Annotated in this window: 14 protein-coding genes; 6 read left to right on the top strand and 8 right to left on the bottom strand. The window is 56.6% G+C overall.

Annotated features, from left to right (window positions below; translation table 11 throughout):
* Positions 1-137: 137 nt before the first annotated feature.
* Together AC0QKW_RS23600 and plsY are read left to right on the top strand one after the other, a co-directional pair.
* Positions 138-446 carry a hypothetical protein gene (locus tag AC0QKW_RS23600; protein ID WP_473153554.1) on the top strand — a complete coding sequence of 103 codons (309 nt, stop codon included), beginning with the start codon at positions 138-140 and terminating at the stop codon, positions 444-446.
* 200 nt (positions 447-646) lie between these two features.
* Entirely contained in the window at positions 647-1,300 is a 654-nt protein-coding gene (plsY, locus tag AC0QKW_RS23595) for a glycerol-3-phosphate 1-O-acyltransferase PlsY (RefSeq protein ID WP_473153553.1), read from the top strand.
* A 109-nt stretch (positions 1,301-1,409) separates the two neighbouring features.
* Here the strand turns inward: plsY and AC0QKW_RS23590 are convergent, their stop codons facing one another.
* The 4 genes from AC0QKW_RS23590 to AC0QKW_RS23575 all read right to left on the bottom strand — a co-directional run bounded on the left by AC0QKW_RS23590 (position 1,410) and on the right by AC0QKW_RS23575 (position 5,336).
* Entirely contained in the window at positions 1,410-3,155 is a 1,746-nt protein-coding gene (locus tag AC0QKW_RS23590; protein ID WP_473153552.1) for a dynamin family protein, read from the bottom strand.
* Positions 3,156-3,296: 141 nt separating this feature from the next.
* Complete coding sequence (locus AC0QKW_RS23585; protein ID WP_473153551.1) at positions 3,297-3,545, bottom strand: UPF0175 family protein; 249 nt, start codon at positions 3,543-3,545, stop codon at positions 3,297-3,299.
* Between the two features lie 344 nt (positions 3,546-3,889).
* On the bottom strand, positions 3,890-4,528 hold the full coding sequence (gmk, locus tag AC0QKW_RS23580; protein WP_473153550.1) for a guanylate kinase: 639 nt from the start codon (positions 4,526-4,528) through the stop codon (positions 3,890-3,892).
* Positions 4,529-4,604: 76 nt separating this feature from the next.
* The gene (locus AC0QKW_RS23575) at positions 4,605-5,336 is read right to left on the bottom strand and encodes a phycocyanobilin:ferredoxin oxidoreductase (protein WP_473153549.1); all 732 of its coding nucleotides are present in this window, start codon (positions 5,334-5,336) and stop codon (positions 4,605-4,607) included.
* 125 nt (positions 5,337-5,461) lie between these two features.
* Between AC0QKW_RS23575 and ligA the strand changes: the two genes are divergently transcribed.
* Entirely contained in the window at positions 5,462-7,552 is a 2,091-nt protein-coding gene (gene ligA, locus AC0QKW_RS23570; protein ID WP_473153548.1) for an NAD-dependent DNA ligase LigA, read from the top strand.
* Positions 7,553-7,763: 211 nt separating this feature from the next.
* Positions 7,764-9,026: a sensor domain-containing phosphodiesterase gene (locus tag AC0QKW_RS23565; protein WP_473153547.1), complete on the top strand. Its 1,263-nt coding sequence runs from the start codon at positions 7,764-7,766 to the stop codon at positions 9,024-9,026.
* Here AC0QKW_RS23565 and recG read toward each other — a convergent pair.
* The 4 genes from recG to rpsB all read right to left on the bottom strand — a co-directional run bounded on the left by recG (position 9,016) and on the right by rpsB (position 14,584).
* Positions 9,016-11,544: an ATP-dependent DNA helicase RecG gene (recG, locus tag AC0QKW_RS23560; RefSeq protein ID WP_473153546.1), complete on the bottom strand. Its 2,529-nt coding sequence runs from the start codon at positions 11,542-11,544 to the stop codon at positions 9,016-9,018. The two genes, AC0QKW_RS23565 and recG, sit on opposite strands and share 11 nt — an antisense overlap.
* A 5-nt stretch (positions 11,545-11,549) precedes the next feature.
* Positions 11,550-12,758 (bottom strand): hypothetical protein, encoded by a 1,209-nt coding sequence (locus AC0QKW_RS23555; protein WP_473153545.1) that lies wholly within the window; start codon positions 12,756-12,758, stop codon positions 11,550-11,552.
* A 110-nt stretch (positions 12,759-12,868) separates the two neighbouring features.
* Positions 12,869-13,609 (bottom strand): translation elongation factor Ts, encoded by a 741-nt coding sequence (gene tsf / locus AC0QKW_RS23550; RefSeq protein WP_473153544.1) that lies wholly within the window; start codon positions 13,607-13,609, stop codon positions 12,869-12,871.
* Positions 13,610-13,804: 195 nt separating this feature from the next.
* Positions 13,805-14,584, bottom strand: a complete 780-nt coding sequence (gene rpsB / locus AC0QKW_RS23545) for a 30S ribosomal protein S2 (RefSeq protein ID WP_473153543.1) — start codon at positions 14,582-14,584, stop codon at positions 13,805-13,807.
* Between the two features lie 345 nt (positions 14,585-14,929).
* Here rpsB and AC0QKW_RS23540 point away from each other — a divergent pair, with 345 nt between their 5' ends.
* Entirely contained in the window at positions 14,930-15,985 is a 1,056-nt protein-coding gene (locus tag AC0QKW_RS23540; RefSeq protein WP_473153542.1) for an AI-2E family transporter, read from the top strand.
* A gap of 287 nt (positions 15,986-16,272) precedes the next feature.
* A complete protein-coding gene (locus AC0QKW_RS23535) occupies positions 16,273-17,763 on the top strand; it encodes an NAD(P)/FAD-dependent oxidoreductase (RefSeq protein WP_473153541.1) in 1,491 nt (496 codons plus the stop codon).
* Positions 17,764-17,792: the final 29 nt, after the last annotated feature.

The following is a 17,792-nucleotide window of genomic DNA, read 5'->3' as shown; positions in this document are numbered from 1 at the left end:
AAGCAGGGAGTCTGGTTCAACCTTGGATCAATTCTGGGGCAATATTCCACGGATTTCAGAGATTTCAGGGCCGGGGCTGCGGCCAATCGTTCAGGACGGTGCATAATGCCATTGAACACGGTGTGGCAGAGTGAGCGGTGAAATATTTTTTTCTTTCCGATGGTTGGGTAACGGGGCGAGTGTGGGAATTTGGCGGTCTGTGGAACGAGCTAGGCTGGCAGCGCAAGCCCCACATTCGCCGCCTCAATCTATCGATTCAAGACCAGGGCGAAACCCTGTGGCTATACCAGGTTGAAGAGACCGTGCTGATGGTAGAAGTAAAGCCCGAAAGTGCCACCAGTGGCACCATTGGTCAGGTGGTGCTCAAACGCCTAATCACCGCTGACCAGGTGATCGAGCGGCTCTGTGCGACGGCTGACGGACGATCCAAACAGGGTTTAGCATAAATTGCCATACAAGTTTGGCGCGGCATCTCAAGCTTCCCCAGACAGAACTCCACGTCTGGACTGAGAAGAGGTTTAAACTCGTGCTTACCCTCGTGCACCGATCCCCCTAGACTGGTATTGGCTGAGTTGTGCGACTGGGCTCTGAGCCCAGGTGACAGCGTTTTCCGCAGCCTCCACACACCACATTTAAGGACAGAACGTTGGCAGGTCTATTGATTGTGCTGCTGCTGGCGGCGGCGTATCTCCTCGGTTCGTTGCCTACGGGCTATCTGATCGCCAAGTGGGTCAAAGGTATCGATATTCGGCAGTATGGCTCTGGGGGCACCGGGGCTACTAATGTGCTGAGAACGGTGGGCAAAGAGGCGGCGATCGCCGTGTTAGCCATCGACCTGCTCAAGGGACTGCTGGCGGTGCTATTGGTGAGGGTAGCCTGGCCCCAGGTTGCCGCCTTGACCACCGAGCCCCTTGACGCCTTTGGCCCCTGGGTCATGATGTTGGCCGGGCTCTTGGCCATTATGGGCCATAGCAAGTCGGTGTGGATTGGGTTTACCGGCGGCAAGTCAGCGGCGTCGGGGCTGGGGGTGTTGTTGGGCTTGGCCTGGCCGGTGGCCCTGGGGGCCGCAGCGGCCTTTGGCTTGACTCTAGCCCTGAGCCGCATTGTCTCGTTAAGCTCCATGGCGGCAGCCCTGGCGACGATGATTCTCATGGTGGCTACAGGGCAGCCCTTGCCCTACGTGGTACTGGGTAGCCTGGGCGCAGGCTATGTCATTCTGCGCCACCGCAGCAACATTGAACGTCTGCTAGCAGGTACTGAGCCTCGCCTCGGTCAGCAACCCTCTAATCCTGGTAGCTAGGAGCTGAGGATAATTCTGACTAAGAAAATACCCGAGGATTTTGCTTCCTCCCCAGGGCGCAGGGCCTGCGCCCCTGCATCGGGGTATCTTCTTTTCCAGAGATCTCTGACTAGGGCTGAGCTACCCGAGATGGCTCCAGGGCATTGGTGCTAAACAGCGTCGCCGCTTCCTGCTGGATCGCCCCGTACTGGTCGATCACCGGCTGCACCGCCGCCGCCTCGCGCTCTACATAGTCATAGAACTGGGTGAAGATGCGCTCCACCTCTTCATAGATGATGCCCAGCTTTTCGTTGAGGCGGCTGGCGATTTCTTCCTGAAAACGGTCTTTTTCGCCATCGAGAGCCTGCTCAAACTTGGCAATGATGCGGTTGCGCTGCCAGAGAATGCCGATCGCCAGCACAATCACCCCCACTCCGGCAAAGGCGATGCCGATCGCCCCCAAGATCGCCTCCGCCACCGCAAACTCAACGATGTGCAAAATGGTGCCCGCCACCGCCATGATCGCGCCGCCAACGATTTCGTTGGCCATATCCCCCGCCTGGGTGACCAGCATGTCGCCAAAGCCGTGGTCGGCCATCAGGCTGTTGACCTTGGCCCGCACGCTGTCGATCACCTCCTGGCGGCGCTCCAGCACCTTGAGGGAAATATGGCTGCTCTCGATGCGGTGGCTCTTAACGCTGTCCAGGTCTTGATTTAACCCGTCGAAGAGCTGGCGAATGCCATCGACAAAGTGCTGCGCCCCCTCCTGGGAAACCTCTTCGAGGGAGGCACGCAGGTCGCGGGCGCAGCGCTCCTGAAACTCGTCGACCCAGGCCTGCATTGACTCGTCCTGGTTAAACAGGCCCACGAAGGAGCGGCGCATTACCATCATCACCGACAGGCTCTCGCGAAAGTCGCGCTTGATGCGGGCGGAGATCACCTCGTAGCGGGCGGCCAGGCGATCGGCCAGGGTGTTGACCTCATAGCGCGATCGCGCCCGGCCTGCGTCAATTTTGCTGCGAATGCTGGCGGCGGTGGTGCGATCGATCGCCAGCTGCTGATTCAGCGCCTCCACATCGCTACTCAACAGGTCGATGATCTGCTGAGTGGTCTGACTCACCGATCGCAGCTTAATTTTGTAGCTCTCCCCCGACGACACCATAGCGCGGATGTACTGCCGCACCGGCTCAAAGCCGCTGGCTGCATCCCCCTCCTGCTCCAGCGCCGCCGAAGTGGGGAAGATCATCGGCGCTTTGATCTGCTTTTGGTAGGCGAGTTCTTTGACCCGCTCGATGTTGGTCTCCAGGTCGGCGGGGCGCAGCAGATCGGCCTGCTGCAAAATGAACACCACCTTTTTGCGCCACTCGGCGCTGACAAAATCGAGAAAGTCCCAGGCGCTCTTTTGATAGGGGTTTTTGGCAAACAGCACAAAAAAGGTCAGGTCACTGTTGGGAATGTAGCGCTCGGTGATGATTTGGTGCTCGGCCACCACCGTATTGGTGCCCGGCGTATCGACAATGGAAATGTCTCGCAAAATGGGGATCGGGCGGCCAATTTTCCGCAGGCTGGGCTCCACCTGCTCGACAAATTCAGCCTCGGCGTAGACAATCTGCTGAATTGAGTCGGTGCAGGGCTCGATGTCGGTGGCGCACACCTCCGCCTCTAGCAGGGCGTTGACAAAGCTGCTCTTGCCCGCCTTGACTTCCCCTACCACCACAAATAGAAAAGGCTCATTGATGTTGCGCCGCAGGCTGTGGGTGGTGCGCTGCAAGTTGGGGTTGTTGATGTCGGTGGCCAGGGTTTGCACACGACTCAGCAGCGCATCTAGCTGATCTCGATAGGCGTGGAGCGCTGGGTTGATAATTTGACTGGCCACGGCAATGTCTCCCTAAACCTCATTAGGCCGCGCTGGCCTGACTCTCAGTATCGCACGGTCAGAATTTTGGGCTGTCTTCCGTTCGGGTAACCTTTGACCTCTGGAGCGTCGGGCGAGGCCAGGTTGAGCAAGGGTGACGTGTTACTGACGACGGGCATATTCCATATCTTCTTCAAGTTCAGTTTCAGAATAGTGGCGGGGGATCTGGCGATCGCCTAAAAGCTGGCTAAATTGCCAGTGGTCTAGGTTGGCTAGCTCGCGGGCTTTGCCAAAGGATAGTAGTTCTTGGGCGTAGAGGGCGATGGCTAGTTCTTTTAGCAGCTCTGCTTCCGTACGGCTCTCAGGTAGCCGTATGGATTGAATGATGGATTCAGGAATAGAGAGTTGCACGATTCTAGCCTGGCGAGATGTGCCGCAGCCATCATAGGTTGGGTGAAACCCAACAGCTATAGAGGTTTAACTAATGTCTACCCTATCGATTTGCAAGATTGAGAAATTCTGAAGAGGCGGGTTGGATATCCAACCAAGCGAGATCCTTCATCTCCTCGGAAACACGCCATCTGACGCACAAATTCCCAGATGTCTCCATGATTAGTTGGCGACTCCCGAATACGATTAGCCGCGAATCACCTGTCTGGCGCGCCTCAGTAAGCTAAGGATCTGCTCCTGCTCTGGGTAATCAAAATTCCCGATCGCAGGCTCGTCACCCACTGGCTCCCTCGTACGTTTTGCGGCTAGTCCTTAAAAATGGCGGTCTCAAGCTGCTGGAGAGCGACTTCTAGATCGTCGTTGACGATTTGTTCATCAAATTCTGAGGCAGCCTCAATCTCGACCTGGGCGCGCCGCAGCCGCCGCTCGATCGCATCATTGGCGTCAGTGCCGCGCAGGCGAATCCTGCTTTCGAGCTCTTCCAGGGAGGGGGGCAACACAAACAATTGCAGCGCATCGGGAAACGTGGCCCGTACCTGGCGAGCGCCCTCTAGCTCAATTTCTAAAATCACCCAGTGGCCTGCCTCAGTGGCCTCGGCAATGGCCGCCTTAGGGGTGCCGTAGAAGTTGCCGGCAAACTCGGCCCACTCCAGCAGTTCGCTGCGATCGATCATGGCTTGAAACGCGTCGCGGCTGACAAAAAAATAGTCTTGGCCATCGACCTCGCCAGGGCGGGGAAGTCGCGTGGTGGCCGACACCGACAGCTGAAGGGCTGGGTAACGGTGGCGCAGCGCCCGCAACAGAGTGCCTTTGCCCACTCCGCTGGGGCCAGTAAAGACAATCAATCGCCCTCGCCGGGGCACCGCCGCCGCATCTAGAGCTTGGTCAGCGGCTTCAGCCTCCAGGGTGAGCATGTCTAGCGGAGCGGGAGAACTGACAGTCATGGCGGCGGGTGTGTACAACTAAAGATTTCTTATTGTAGTTAACCCTGGTAATTCACTGTGATCAATTCTTTAGAAATTAAGCCTCGGGCAAATCAAACAAAACCGTGGTCATATAGCGATCGGCCCATTCATTGCCAAAGGCTTTTTCGAGCACCCGGCGGGTCTTGTCGTTTTTTTGCTGCTGCTCACAGTAGTGGCGCTGGCCAGCCATGATCTGGTCTCGCTGGGCGGCGGTGGCGGCGGTGGCGATCGCCTGCTGGCAGTGCAGTTCCAGGTAGGCGACAATGCGATCGACAAACGCTGCCTCTTCCTCGGGGCTGGTGGGGCGAATAAACCGGCAGTAGGGCGAAAAAATCGTTCCCCAGCCCGGCAGATCGCGCTCCTCAGCAAAGCTTTGGATCGGCAGTGACTCTAGGGCGGTAATGTAGCCTGCCGGTAGCGTTTCGCCCACAGGAGACAGATCGATAATGGCCGCGCTAATCTGCCCCCGCCCGCCCACCAGGTCGCAGCCAAACATGGGCAGCGCATACTCAGGCCGAGGAAACATGACGCAGTGCAGAATATCTAAATTGGCACCCACCCGCGCCAGCTCCAGGTGCAGCTTGCGAAACTGGGGGGTCTGATAGCACTGGTTTTCGATGGTGAGCCGTTCACCCTCCAGGCGGCCTTCGATGTAGCCCAGGTCATCGGGCAGCTGATAGGGCGACAGGTCGAGGTGCTGCCGCCAGGTGGCCTCAATGCGATCGGCCAAGGCCCGAATCATCGGGTGTTGCTGGCTACGGAGAGAGGTGGGGACTGGAGCGACCATAGTAGTTGAATAATATGCGGCGGAAACCCTCAGCATAGCAGCGAGGGGGCGATGCCAAGGCCCAGGGCGCACTGGGTGCAATGCAGCGTTACACTAGCCACCGGGCGATTTTTGAGAACTCATCCATGGGCCAGACTAACGATGCGGGTGCAGCGACAGCGATGCGGGTGCAGACCCTCAGGTCGCAGCTACAAGCCGCCAGCTACGCCTACTACGTGCTCGACGCCCCCGACCTGCCCGACGAGGTTTACGATCGCCTCTACCGCGAGCTGCAAGACCTCGAAGCCGCCCACCCCGATCTCATCACCCCCGACAGCCCCACCCAGCGCGTCGGCGAAAAGCCCGCCACCCAGTTCACCTCCGTTCGCCACAACATCCCCCTCTACAGCCTAGAGAACGCCTTCGACCTGGCCGAGTTTCGCGCCTGGGAAGACCGCTGGCGTCGCCAGGCCCCTGAGGTGGGCAAGGTGGAATACGTGACAGAACTCAAGATCGACGGCAACGCTCTGGCCCTCACCTACGAAAACGGAGTGCTGGTGCGAGGCGTTACCCGGGGCGACGGCACCGCTGGCGAAGACATCACCCCCAACGTCCGCACCATCCGCTCTGTGCCCCTGCGGCTGGCCATCGAGAATCCGCCCGCCGTGGTCGAAGTGCGCGGCGAAGCCTTCCTGCCTTTGGACGTGTTTGAGACCATCAACGCAGAACGCACCGCCAAGGGCGAAGCTCTCTTTGCCAACCCCCGCAACGCCGCCGCTGGCACCCTACGTCAGCTCGACTCTCGCATCGTCGCCGCCCGCAAGCTCGACTTCTTTGCCTACACCGTGCATTTGAGCGATGGGGAGATGGGCGGATGGGGTGATGGGGAGAATGACACCTCAAACCTCAAACCTCAAACCTTACAACTCCCTACTTCCCAATGGGCCGCCCTCGAATTCCTCAAAATTCTGGGCTTTCGGGTTAACCCCAACCGCCAGCTCTGTCAGTCAGAGACCGAGGTACAGGCCTACTTCAATGAGTGGGCCACCCGGCGCACCCAGCTCAAATACCTCACCGACGGCGTGGTGGTCAAGCTCAACACCTTTGCATTGCAACAACGCCTCGGTTTCACCCAAAAATTTCCCCGTTGGGCAGTGGCGCTCAAGTACCCCGCTGAAGAGGTGCCGACCATTCTCGAAGCCGTCAGCTTTCAGGTGGGGCGCACCGGGGCGGTGACCCCTGTGGCCGAGCTGCGTCCTGTGCAGCTCGCAGGCACCACCGTCGCCCGTGCTACTCTCCACAACGCCGATCGCCTGGCCGAACTCGACATTCACCAGGGCGACACGGTGATTGTCCGCAAAGCCGGGGAGATCATCCCCGAAGTGGTCAAGGTTTTGGCCGACCTGCGGCCTGAAAATGCCCTGAAAGTGGCGATGCCCACCCACTGCCCCCAGTGCGCCAGCGCCCTGGTCAAGCCCGACGATGGGGCCGTCACCCGCTGCATCAATATCTCCTGCCCGGCGATCGTGCAGGGGGCGATCATCCACTGGGCACGACGCGATGCTCTCGATATTGAGGGCCTGGGCGAAAAGTGGGTGAAGCAGCTGGTGGAGCAGGGGCTGGTGCAATCCGTCGCTGACCTCTACGGGCTGACCGTAGAGGATCTGCTGCCGCTCGATCGCATGGGGCAGAAGTCGGCGCAAAATCTGGTGGCTGCGATCGCCGCTTCCAAAGCCCGCCCCTGGGCCTCGGTGCTCTACGCCCTGGGCATTCGCCATGTGGGCACCGTCAACGCCAAAACCCTGGCCCAGCAGTTTCCTAGCGCCAATGCGATCGCCGCCGCCAGTCCCGAAGACATCGAAACCGTCCACACCATCGGCCCTGAAATTGCCCAATCCGTATGTCAGTGGTTTCAGGTGCCCGCCAACCAAACCCTGATCGATCGTCTTCAGCAGGCGGGGCTACAGCTCGCCGCCACCGACACCAAACAGCCCCAGCCCGCTGGCCCCCTGGCGGGCAAAACCTTCGTCCTCACTGGCACCCTGCCCACCCTCACTCGTCCCGAGGCGGCAGAAATGATTGAAGCGGCCGGGGGCAAAGTCACTAGCAGCGTCAGCAAAGCTACTGACTACCTGGTGGCAGGCGAAAAGGCTGGGTCAAAATTGACCAAGGCCGAAGGGCTAGGCATCGCCATCCTCACGGAGGCTGAACTATTAGCTTGGGTGGAAGAGGGTTAGGCCATTACTCTCATGCTTTATTCATGCTCTCGGCAGGCAGGGTAAGCCGCTTACTTAAGCAAATTTTCGCCTGGGTTCAACCACATTTCTCTCCATGTGTATAAATTAGGCATCATGAGGTATGCCGATAATACGGACAGATACAGCCAGCGAGTTCCTGTTTCCACTCAGAAGACTGCTTTAGGGTGATGAGTTTTTGGGGTACATCTGAATGGAAAGACAATCGACGCCTGACTCGAAGGCTAGCAAGCTGTCTTTGATCCCCCCTATCTTTTTGTCGGCATCTAGTCTAGGGAATGGATCGATTGACGATGTCGTCCTAGACGCCCTGTGTGCCATTCGTCTGCACCTTGATATGGAAGTGGCCTTCGTCTCCGAATTTGTCAGCGGCAGACGACACTTTCGCTATGTGGAGGCGGCCCCAGAGAAGTCGCCCATTGCTGTAGGCGACTCAGACCCCCTCGATCAGTCTTACTGTCAACGGGTGGTAGATGGCCGACTGCCAGAACTGATTCAAGATGCTGCTTTGTTTCCGGCTGCCCTAGAACTGTCGGCTACGACCGCTATCCCCATCGGGGCTCACCTCAGCATTCCTATTCGCCTGAGCGATGGCCAGATCTACGGCACTTTCTGCTGTTTTAGCAGGCGGCCAAACTTTACCCTGGGCGAACGCGATCTGGCCATCATGCGGCTGTTTGCAGACTTCACTGCTCGCCAGATTGGCCGCGACCTTGACGCTGACCGGTTGCATCGAGAGATGACTGAGCGAGTTACTACGATACTCAGCTCTGAGGCATTTACCGTGGTTTACCAGCCCATTGTTCACCTCACAGACAATAAAATTGTGGGTTTTGAGGCCCTCACCCGGTTTTGGCTGAGGCCAATTCGAAGCCCTGGCGTCTGGTTTGCCGAAGCTGCTGAGGTCGGTCTCGGCGAAGATCTGGAGATGGCGGCGATCGCCAAAGCGTTGGTCGGGCTTGATCAAATTCCCGACGGTATCTATCTCTCAATCAACGTATCGCCCGCAAATATTCTCAATGGTGCCATTCATCGAGTGCTCCAGGGTACCCCGATCGATCGCCTTATGCTTGAGGTCACCGAGCATGCGGCGATCGCTGACTACACACAGTTTGGAGAACTGTTGAAGCCCTTGCGCGATCGCGGCATGGGGCTAGCGGTTGACGATGCTGGGGCAGGCTACGCGAGTTTTCGCCATATTCTTCAGCTCAACCCTGATGTGATTAAGCTCGATATTGGGCTCATCCGCGATATCGATACCGATATAACCCGTCGCGCTCTGACCGCAGCGCTGGTCGGGTTTGCTCAAGCAACGGGCAGCAATATCTTAGCTGAGGGGGTAGAGACAGTCTCAGAACTCAAGGTGCTACAAAAGCTGTGCGTCAACAAAGTGCAGGGGTATCTATTGGGGCATCCCTTACCGCTTCATGAAGCCATAGCGCTCCTTAAGTCATAATGGCACCGCCCATCAGCTTCTCATAGCGGCGCTGCAGCTCCTTAGCCAGCTTGGGCCAGCGGGCGAGCTGTGGGTCTTCTGTCAGCAAGGCTTCGGCGGCCTCGCGGGCGATCATCAGCACATCTTGATCCTCGATTAAACTAGCCAGGGCAAAGTCGGGCAGGCCCGACTGCCGGGTTCCTAGCACCTCCCCAGGGCCACGAAAGCGCAGATCCATCTCGGCGATAAAGAAGCCATCCTGAGACTGCTCCAGCACCTTGAGCCGTTGCAGCGCCGTCTCGCTGCGACTGCCGCTGAGCAGTAAGCAAAAGGATTGTGCCGCCCCCCGCCCCACCCGACCCCGCAGCTGGTGCAGCTGGGAGAGGCCAAACCGCTCGGCATGCTCAATCAGCATCACCGAGGCGTTGGGTACATCCACTCCCACTTCTACCACCGTGGTAGACACCAAAATGTGAGACTCATACTTGCGAAAGGCGGTAATCGCCGCATCCTTTTCGGCAGACGACATGCGCCCGTGGAGCAGGCCGACGGTGAACTCAGGAAAGATCACGTCTGCCAGCCGCTGGTGCTCCTCCACCGCCGATTTCAGATCGAGCTTTTCAGACTCTTCCACCAAGGGCAGCACCACGTAGATCTGCCGCCCCTGGGCAATCTCGCGGCGCATCAAGTCGTAGGCGTGGGTGCGCTCTTTGCCAGTGAGAATCGTGGTTTGAATGGCCTTGCGCCCCGGTGGCAGTTCGTCAATCTGGCTGACATCGAGATCGCCGTGCATGGTCAGCGTTAGGGTTCTAGGAATCGGGGTGGCGGTGAGGGTAAGCACGTGGGGGTTGGCCCCTTTTTGGGTGAGCCTGGCTCGCTGCTGCACGCCAAAGCGGTGCTGCTCGTCGATCACCACCAGGCCCAAATCGCGGAATTGCACCGGGTCTTCGATCAGCGCGTGGGTGCCGACGAGGATGGGCAGTTCGCCCGTGGCCAGTTCCCCCAGCAGTTTGCGGCGCTTGGCGGCGCGGGTAGAGCCGGTGAGCAACTCCACCGGCAGGTGCAGCTGGTTAAACCATTCCACCAGCTTGCGGTAGTGCTGCTCGGCCAGCACCTCGGTGGGGGCCATGATCGCCGCCTGGTAGCCTGCCTGAATAGCGGCGAGGGTGGCCACCACGGCCACCACGGTTTTGCCAGAGCCCACATCGCCCTGCACCAGACGGTTCATGGGCACGGGCTTTTGCAGGTCAGCCAGAATGTCGTTGACCACCCGCTGCTGAGCCCCGGTCAGACTGAAGGGAATCACGCCGTAGAATTGATCGATCAATTTCCCGGTAGGGGCGAGGGTGATGGCGGTTTGCTGGGCCTGCTGCTGCTGGCGGCGGCGCAACAGACCCAGCTGGAGATAGAGAAATTCGTCGAAGATCAGGCGGCGGCGGGCCTTGGCCAAGTGCTCTTCGCTATCGGGGAAGTGGATTTGGGCGATCGCATCCCCCACTCCGATCAAGTCATATTTTTGCCGCAGATCCACCGGCAGCGGGTCTGGCAGCTCTGGCACCGCTGGCAGAGAGGCCGCCACCGCCTTGCGAACCAGATCCGCCGGGACGCCCTCCGTCAGCGAGTACACCGGCACCATGCGGCCAATGGTGAGCGATTCGATGCGATCGCTCAAACTGTCCAGCACCTCCAGGTGTGGATCCTCCAGCGTCACCCCAAATTTGCCGTCCTTTACCAGGCCCGAGGCCGCCACGATCGCCCCCTGGGGATACTGGCGTTTTTGCTGCTGCTGCCAGCTGGGGGTAGCGTAGCGGTTGCCGGGGTAGAAACGGTTGAGCTTGAGGGTGCCGCTGCCGTCAGACAGCTGCAGTTCAAAGATAGTGAGCTTTTTGTTGCGAGGGCTAGTGAAGCAGTTGATCCGTTTAACGGTGCCGACGATGGTGACGGTTTCGCCCGGTGTCAAATCGCGAATTTTGACCTGCTGGGCGTAGTTGATGTGGTCACGGGGGTAGTAGTAGAGCACATCCCGAACGGTCAGCAGGCCCAGCTTGGCCAGCCGTTCACTATTTTTGGGCCCAATGCCCTTCAGGTAGGTGACGGGCTGATCGAGACCAAAGCGAACGCTGCCGACTGCCTCTGCGAGCTGCGTGGTCTTAGGCGCAGTTTTGGGCTTGCGGGATGTCTTAGCAGACTTAGATCCTCCATTGTCTGGGGCAGCACTTTCTCGGGTACGGAGAGATTTAGTCTCGGCAAATTTCTCCAGCAGGCGCTGGGTACCGTGGAGAAAGCGGCGGGTTTCGGCTACCAGGTGCTGGCGCTGGGCAAAGCTGAGGTCGATGTAGCGGTCATATTTTTGGGCCAGACCTTGCCAGGATTGCTGCTGGTCAACGGGAAGCACCGTCGGGGGCTGTTGCAAACTATCGCGCAAAAATTCGCTAAAGCTCTGCTGTTTACCCACCAGATTGTTGAAGCCGGTTTCGGCCTCGACTGAGAGGGCTCGCTGGAGCCGCACCCAGTCGGGCAAGGGTTGTGCGTCTGCCATAGGCCCTATCGCGATGGCTCGTCTGCATCGGTGTACCACACCGATCGCCAGGCTTGCTCGGCCTGGGCGATCGCCATCTCGCGCTCAGCCTGCTGGTACTGCTTGCCCAACTGGCGCAATCGCCCTACCGACGTACGCAGCTTGCTGCGCCAGAGTGCCGCCTGCACATCGCCAAACTCGAGGTCTGACAGCCGCAGATGCACAGCGGCCAACTGGGTCATGTTGGCCGTCATGGCCTCGTCGCTGTCCTCACTGTCCTCGGGCTCGTCATCGTCTTCGTCCGCTTCGCGCGGGTCAAAGTCCTCTACCCCATCCCCAGACATAGCCACCATCACATTCAGCACATTCGGCGTCGAGCGCCCCTTGGGTATACCGACCTCGGCCTCAGCGGCCATCTCTATCAGTGCCTCAGGCAGGTCGGGCAAAATGTTGGCCTTGCGCAGCAGACGGTTGGTGTGGCGAGACACGCGCTGTAAGACTTCGCGCAGCATACGCTCTAAAATCAGATGGTGTTTGGCCACCAGGGTTGGCGTCAGCGGGTCGCCGATAAAGGGCCGACCGCCGATGGTCTCCTCCACTTCGCTGGCCATGGCCGCCATAATCACAGACTGAATCAGCTGCTTGGGGTCAAGCTCTGAGACGACAGCCACCGACGGCGCTTCGGGGGACAATGAATCAACGCCACTCCCTGCGGCCAAAGGCCCAGCGACATCGTCAATCTCGAGGTCTTCAATGACAGTCTGCTCTGGCTCCGACGCTTGAATGGCTTGACCTTCAGAAGTTTCAGAATCTTCGACACCGGCAACGTTATGGGGCTCAGGAGTCGCATCAGCTCCCCCCTCAGGCTGAGCCAGGGCCACCAGGGCGGCTTCTAGTCGATTCAAATGGCCGCGATCTGCGGGGTCAGAGGGGTCAGGTTGCTCTTCAATAGACTCAGGCTCCATGAGCTGAAGCAGCCAGCCCTGACCTCTGCGCCCAAGATTTTGAATATCTTGCTGAAGGCGGGCGCGATCGCTCACCGACAGCGCCAGAAATTTCTCGGGATAGACCTGGGTACAAAGATGATAAGTGGCCATAATCGCCTGACGGCGTTGAGTATGGCCCAATGCCGTCAGATAGCCAGCATAAATTTGGCTAAACTCCTGGGCTAGGGCAGCCGTTGCCTCCCCTAACTTATCGAGATCTTTTCGAATAGTCTCCGTCGGCCTAACCATGCCCTCTGCCCATGACCTACCTGATTATAGAAAAAACTAAGGCGGGGGCACGATGACAGCACCCCCGCCTTAGCTCACTGGCGGGCGATCGCTCGCCCAGCACAGCCCTACTACTTTTTCTTCTTACCCTTCTTGGCTTCAGCAGAAGACTTGTCTGCCGGCTCTGCAGCGGCAGGAGCTTTCTCCTCAGTGACCTTCATACCGGCTTGGGCGGCTACCTCTGCGGCAAAGTCCACCTCTTCTTTTTCAATGCCTTCACCCAAAACAAATCGAGAGAAACGGCGTACCTGGATGTTTTCACCCAGCTTAGAAACCGCCTGCTTAATCAGCTCTTCTACAGAGATATTCTGATCTTTGATGAAGGGTTGGTCGATTAGAGAAAGCTCTTTCAGACGCTTTTGAATGCGGCCCTCAACAATTTTCTCCTGCATGGCAGCGGGCTTGTTGGCGATATCATCGCGGCCCATCTCGATCGATTTTTCCTTCGCGGCCACATCGGCAGGAATATCGGCTACGCGCACATACTCCACATTGGGGCAGGCCGCAATCTGCATGGCAATGTCGCGCACCAGGGTCTTAAACTCATCGCGGCGGGCGACAAAATCAGTTTCACAATTGACCTCTACCAACACACCGACCCGGCCACCCGTGTGAATGTAGCTGTCAACCAGCCCCTCAGCCGCAATCCGGCCCTCTTTCTTAGAGGCCGAAGCAATGCCCTTCTGACGCAGCCATTCGATCGACTTTTCAATGTCGCCGTCGTTTTCTTTGAGGGCTTTCTTACAGTCCATCATGCCTGCGCCAGTCTTGTCGCGCAGGTCTTTAACGAGCTTTGCAGAAATTTCTGCCATGATAATTTACTGTCCTAACGCGCTATCGTCGAACCCAATACAAACTTAAAAGAGGCCAACCAAAAGAACTGCCCTAACTCAGCTTAAACCCCTACCGCCAACTTCTTCGGTTAACGCTGGGCCAAACTCAGAAACCCTAGCTTGACCATCAGACCTCCTCTCCCTGAGGAGAGGAGGAGGAGTGAGGGCTAAGGCCTAGTTATCGCCGTCAGCCGCAGGAGCCTCAAAGCCATAGTCGTCGTCTTCGGCGCCGTCATAGTCTTCGTAGTCATCATCATTGCCACGAGCCTTGGCCCCATTCGACCCCTCATAGATGGCGTCGGCCAGCTTGCCCAAAATCAGCTTAATTGAGCGAATGGCATCGTCGTTACCCGGAATGGGCACATCTACCACATCGGGATCGCAGTTGGTGTCTAACAGAGAAATAATCGGAATGCCTAGCTTCTGGCACTCAGACACCGCGTTGTATTCCCGCTTGATGTCGACAATGATGGCCACATCGGGCACCTTGCGCATGGTCTTAATGCCGCCCAGGTACTTTTGCAGCTTCTCTAGCTCGCGCCGTAGCACAGCCGCTTCCTTCTTGGGCCGAAGATCGATGGCACCCATCTCTTCCATGCGCTCCAGTTCTTTGAGCCGGTTGGCGCGTGACTTAATGGTTTCCCAGTTCGTCAGCATGCCCCCCAGCCATCGCTGGTTGACATAGTGCGATCCGCAGCGGGCAGACTCTTGGGCGACAATGCCAGCCGCCTGGCGCTTAGTACCAATAAACAGAAATTTTTGGCCCTGTTCAGCGGCGTTGCGCACAAAGACGTAGGCCTCCTCCATTAACTTGGCAGTTTGCACCAGGTCAATAATGTGGACCCCATTGCGGGAGGTAAAGATGTACTGGTCCATCTTTGGGTTCCAGCGGCGGGTTTGGTGGCCGAAGTGAACCCCAGACTCAAGTAACTCGGGTAAGGTGATAACGGGCATTTATTTGACTCCTTTCGGGTTAATCCTCCATTCGAACGTGCTCTTCCGTAGAAGAGACCCGAAAATTCGAATGTGCGAGATTTTGACAACTTTACTAGGGTAGCACAGCGAAAACCTCTTACATGAGATTCTTGCAGCGATCGCCTTCACAGCTGGGTCGCGCCCAATGCCCCACTGCAGTGCGCTGCCTGCTACCGGTTTAGACGACCCTGTGCCCTCAGTGGCTAGCGGTTGCCAAGCGGTGAGGGTGACGATGTCAACGTCAACGATGAGTTCTCTAGGTCGATACCGACTCAGCTACAATTCTCCTACGAGCTGACTCCACTGTTTCAAGGCAGAATCGTAGTGAAGCTAACCGAATGGATTAACCTGGTCGCCCTAGGTATTGCCCTTGTCATTTTGTGGCAGTTTCGTCAGATTGTACTGCTGATCTTTGCAGCGGTAGTCATCACCATTGCCCTCAATAGTCTAGTGAGACTTTTTTCTCAGGCTTACGGGTGGCCTCGCGATCGCGCCGTACTGGTAACTGGTGCCTTGGTACTGCTGGGAGGGGTGATTTTTTTAGGCCTAGTGCTTCCTCTATTTATCAATCAGTTTCAAGAACTGCTGCTGCTCACTCCCAAGGGCTTTGACAAGCTCGGTGAGTGGTTTGATGCGGTTCAAGCCTCTCCGCCCGCCTGGTTTCCAGAGCAAGATTTTTGGTTTTTCCCGGGGTTACCCGATGTACTACGGCAGCTGACTTCGATCAGTTCCACCGTATTTGGTAACTTTCTGACCTTTTTCTCTAGTTCGGTGGCGATCCTGCTGCAACTGCTGTTGCTGATGGTACTCACACTCATGATGCTGGCCAACCCACCAGCCTACCGCCAGCTCTTACTGAGACTGTTTCCATCGGGGTATCGCCGACGAGCGGATGAAATATTGACTAAATGTGAGAAATCACTCATGTTTTGGCTGGGTGGAGTGGCCCTTAGCTCTATGTTTGTGGCTACGATAAGTTTCACCGGGTTGGTACTGCTGGGAGTGCCCTACGCCTTTGCCCATGCAGTGCTCGCCGGTTTGTTTAATTTCATTCCCAATCTTGGCCCGACATTGAGTGCCATTTTCCCAGTCTTTGTGGCTCTGCTACAGTCTCCCGGCACCGCCCTGGCCGTGATTGTTCTCTATGTACTGATTCAAAACGTCGAGAGCTACTGGTTTTCGCCTATGGTGATGCAAAAGCAGTTGTCTTTGCTGCCCGCTGCTACACTCATCTCCCAAATCTTTTTTGCCACATTTTTGGGGCCTTTAGGGCTTATTCTCGCTCTGCCCCTAGCAGTAATCTGCAAAACCTGGATCGAAGAGGCCTGGATCATCGATGTCCTGGAGCAGCCTGCGGAACCAGTCTCCGAAGAATTTTGATGCCGACTGAGCCATGATTAGGCTTCAGCGGTTATTTACTGGCCTGCCCCCTCCTCTGTAAAGTTTTCGTAAAAATACAGAGATTCTTCTGGGCACTTCGGCCCGCCGAATCTAAGGTTTACGGGTAGATTGTGAAGACGTCATATTCTGTCCGGAGGAGTAACTACAGTGCTTGTCGATTGAAGATCCCACCGAGCACCTCCCCAGATACGGCCCTTTCGTCTTTCCTGGGCTACTTTGAGACTACAGGTTAAGGTCAGCAGCTTACGTAAAGGAATTTGAATGCCATGGCACGTTGTCCAGTTGTGATCATTGGTGCTGGCCCTGCTGGATTAACCGCTGGCTATGAGTTAATGAAGTCCGGCATTCAATCTGTCCTTCTAGAAAAGGCCGATAAAGTTGGCGGCATCTCACGCACAGAGGTCTACAAAGGCTATCGGTTTGACATTGGCGGCCACCGTTTTTTTACCAAGGTTGACGAAGTCAAGGAAATATGGTTTGAAATTCTAGGATCTGATTTTATTCAGGTGCCTAGGCTATCGCGAATATATTACCAGGGAAAATTCTACGACTATCCGCTATCTTTACTCAAAACCTTAGAGAATTTGGGCCTTGTCTCTAGCCTGCTGATGGTTAGCAGCTATCTCAAGGCTAAGCTTAAGAAACAGCTCAATCCTAAGTTTGAAGCTGAAACTTTTGAAGAGTGGGTGACCGACTGTTTTGGCGAGAGGCTATACAAAACTTTCTTCAAGACCTATACCGAGAAAGTCTGGGGTATACCCTGTAGTCAAATCAGAGCCGATTGGGCGGCCCAGCGCATTCAAAATATGTCCCTTAAGCGGGTGCTGATCAATGCCCTGGTTGGAGGGCAAGAGGCTAAAAGTCTGATTAAAACCTTTGACTATCCTCGCCTTGGCCCCGGCATGATGTGGGAACGCTGCCAGGACTTGCTAGAGGATGGTGGGTCGTCGGTGCAGCTAGATACCGAAATTATGAGGGTAGAGCATCAGGCTAATCAGGTAACTAAGGTGATTGCAAAACAGGGCGATCGCGTATTTGAGATCATCGGCGACCATTTCATTAATTCGATGCCTGTATCTGCGCTAGTGCGTCGCCTTGATCCACTGCCACCTGACTATGTCTTAAAAGCTGCCGATGGGCTAAAGTATCGAGATTTTTTAATCGTCTCATTAATCATTAACAAGCCAGATCTTTTCCCTGACAACTGGCTCTATATTCATAGTCCTGAGTACCAAGTAGGGCGAATTCAAAACTTCAAAAACTGGAGTCCTGAGATGGTTCCCGATCTCCACAAAACCTGTCTAGGCATGGAGTACTTTTGCAGTGAGGGCGACGACATCTGGGAAATGTCCGACTCAGATCTAACCGAGCTAGCTGGCCAAGAAATTGTACGCCTCAACTTAGGTGTGCAGAGTAGTGATATAGAAGATGGCTGCGTTATCCGTCAGCGTAAGGCTTATCCCGTCTACGATGGCGAATACCGCCAGCACCTAGCTGTTCTGCAAGAGTATATCCAGCAATTTTCAAACCTTCAAACCGTCGGTCGTAATGGCATGCATCGCTACAACAACCAAGACCACTCTATGTTGACGGCCTTGCTGGCGGCAAAAAATATACTCGGCGAAGATCACAACCTTTGGGATGTGAATGTGGAGCGCTCATACCACGAAAACTTTACTGATGAGGAGTGGCCAAAAACAGAAGGAAAGTCTAGCAATCTCAGCACTAATACTAGGCCCCTAACCCCAGCTGCTTAGCAAGTGCGACACCCGGATGAAATCTTAGG

This window comes from Pseudanabaena sp. PCC 9330, from assembly GCF_055795045.1.
Note: the sequence above shows the minus strand (reverse complement) of the source record. Positions and strands in the feature narration are given on the sequence as shown.

Coding starts and splice junctions, on each gene's coding strand:
- AC0QKW_RS23535 (WP_473153541.1), top strand. CDS start 16,273: ATGGCACGTTGTCCAGTTGTGATCATTGGTGCTGGCCCTGCTGGATTA.
- rpsB (WP_473153543.1), bottom strand. CDS start 14,584: ATGCCCGTTATCACCTTACCCGAGTTACTTGAGTCTGGGGTTCACTTC.
- ligA (WP_473153548.1), top strand. CDS start 5,462: ATGGGCCAGACTAACGATGCGGGTGCAGCGACAGCGATGCGGGTGCAG.
- AC0QKW_RS23555 (WP_473153545.1), bottom strand. CDS start 12,758: ATGGTTAGGCCGACGGAGACTATTCGAAAAGATCTCGATAAGTTAGGG.
- AC0QKW_RS23575 (WP_473153549.1), bottom strand. CDS start 5,336: ATGGTCGCTCCAGTCCCCACCTCTCTCCGTAGCCAGCAACACCCGATG.
- gmk (WP_473153550.1), bottom strand. CDS start 4,528: ATGACTGTCAGTTCTCCCGCTCCGCTAGACATGCTCACCCTGGAGGCT.
- recG (WP_473153546.1), bottom strand. CDS start 11,544: ATGGCAGACGCACAACCCTTGCCCGACTGGGTGCGGCTCCAGCGAGCC.
- AC0QKW_RS23565 (WP_473153547.1), top strand. CDS start 7,764: ATGGAAAGACAATCGACGCCTGACTCGAAGGCTAGCAAGCTGTCTTTG.
- tsf (WP_473153544.1), bottom strand. CDS start 13,609: ATGGCAGAAATTTCTGCAAAGCTCGTTAAAGACCTGCGCGACAAGACT.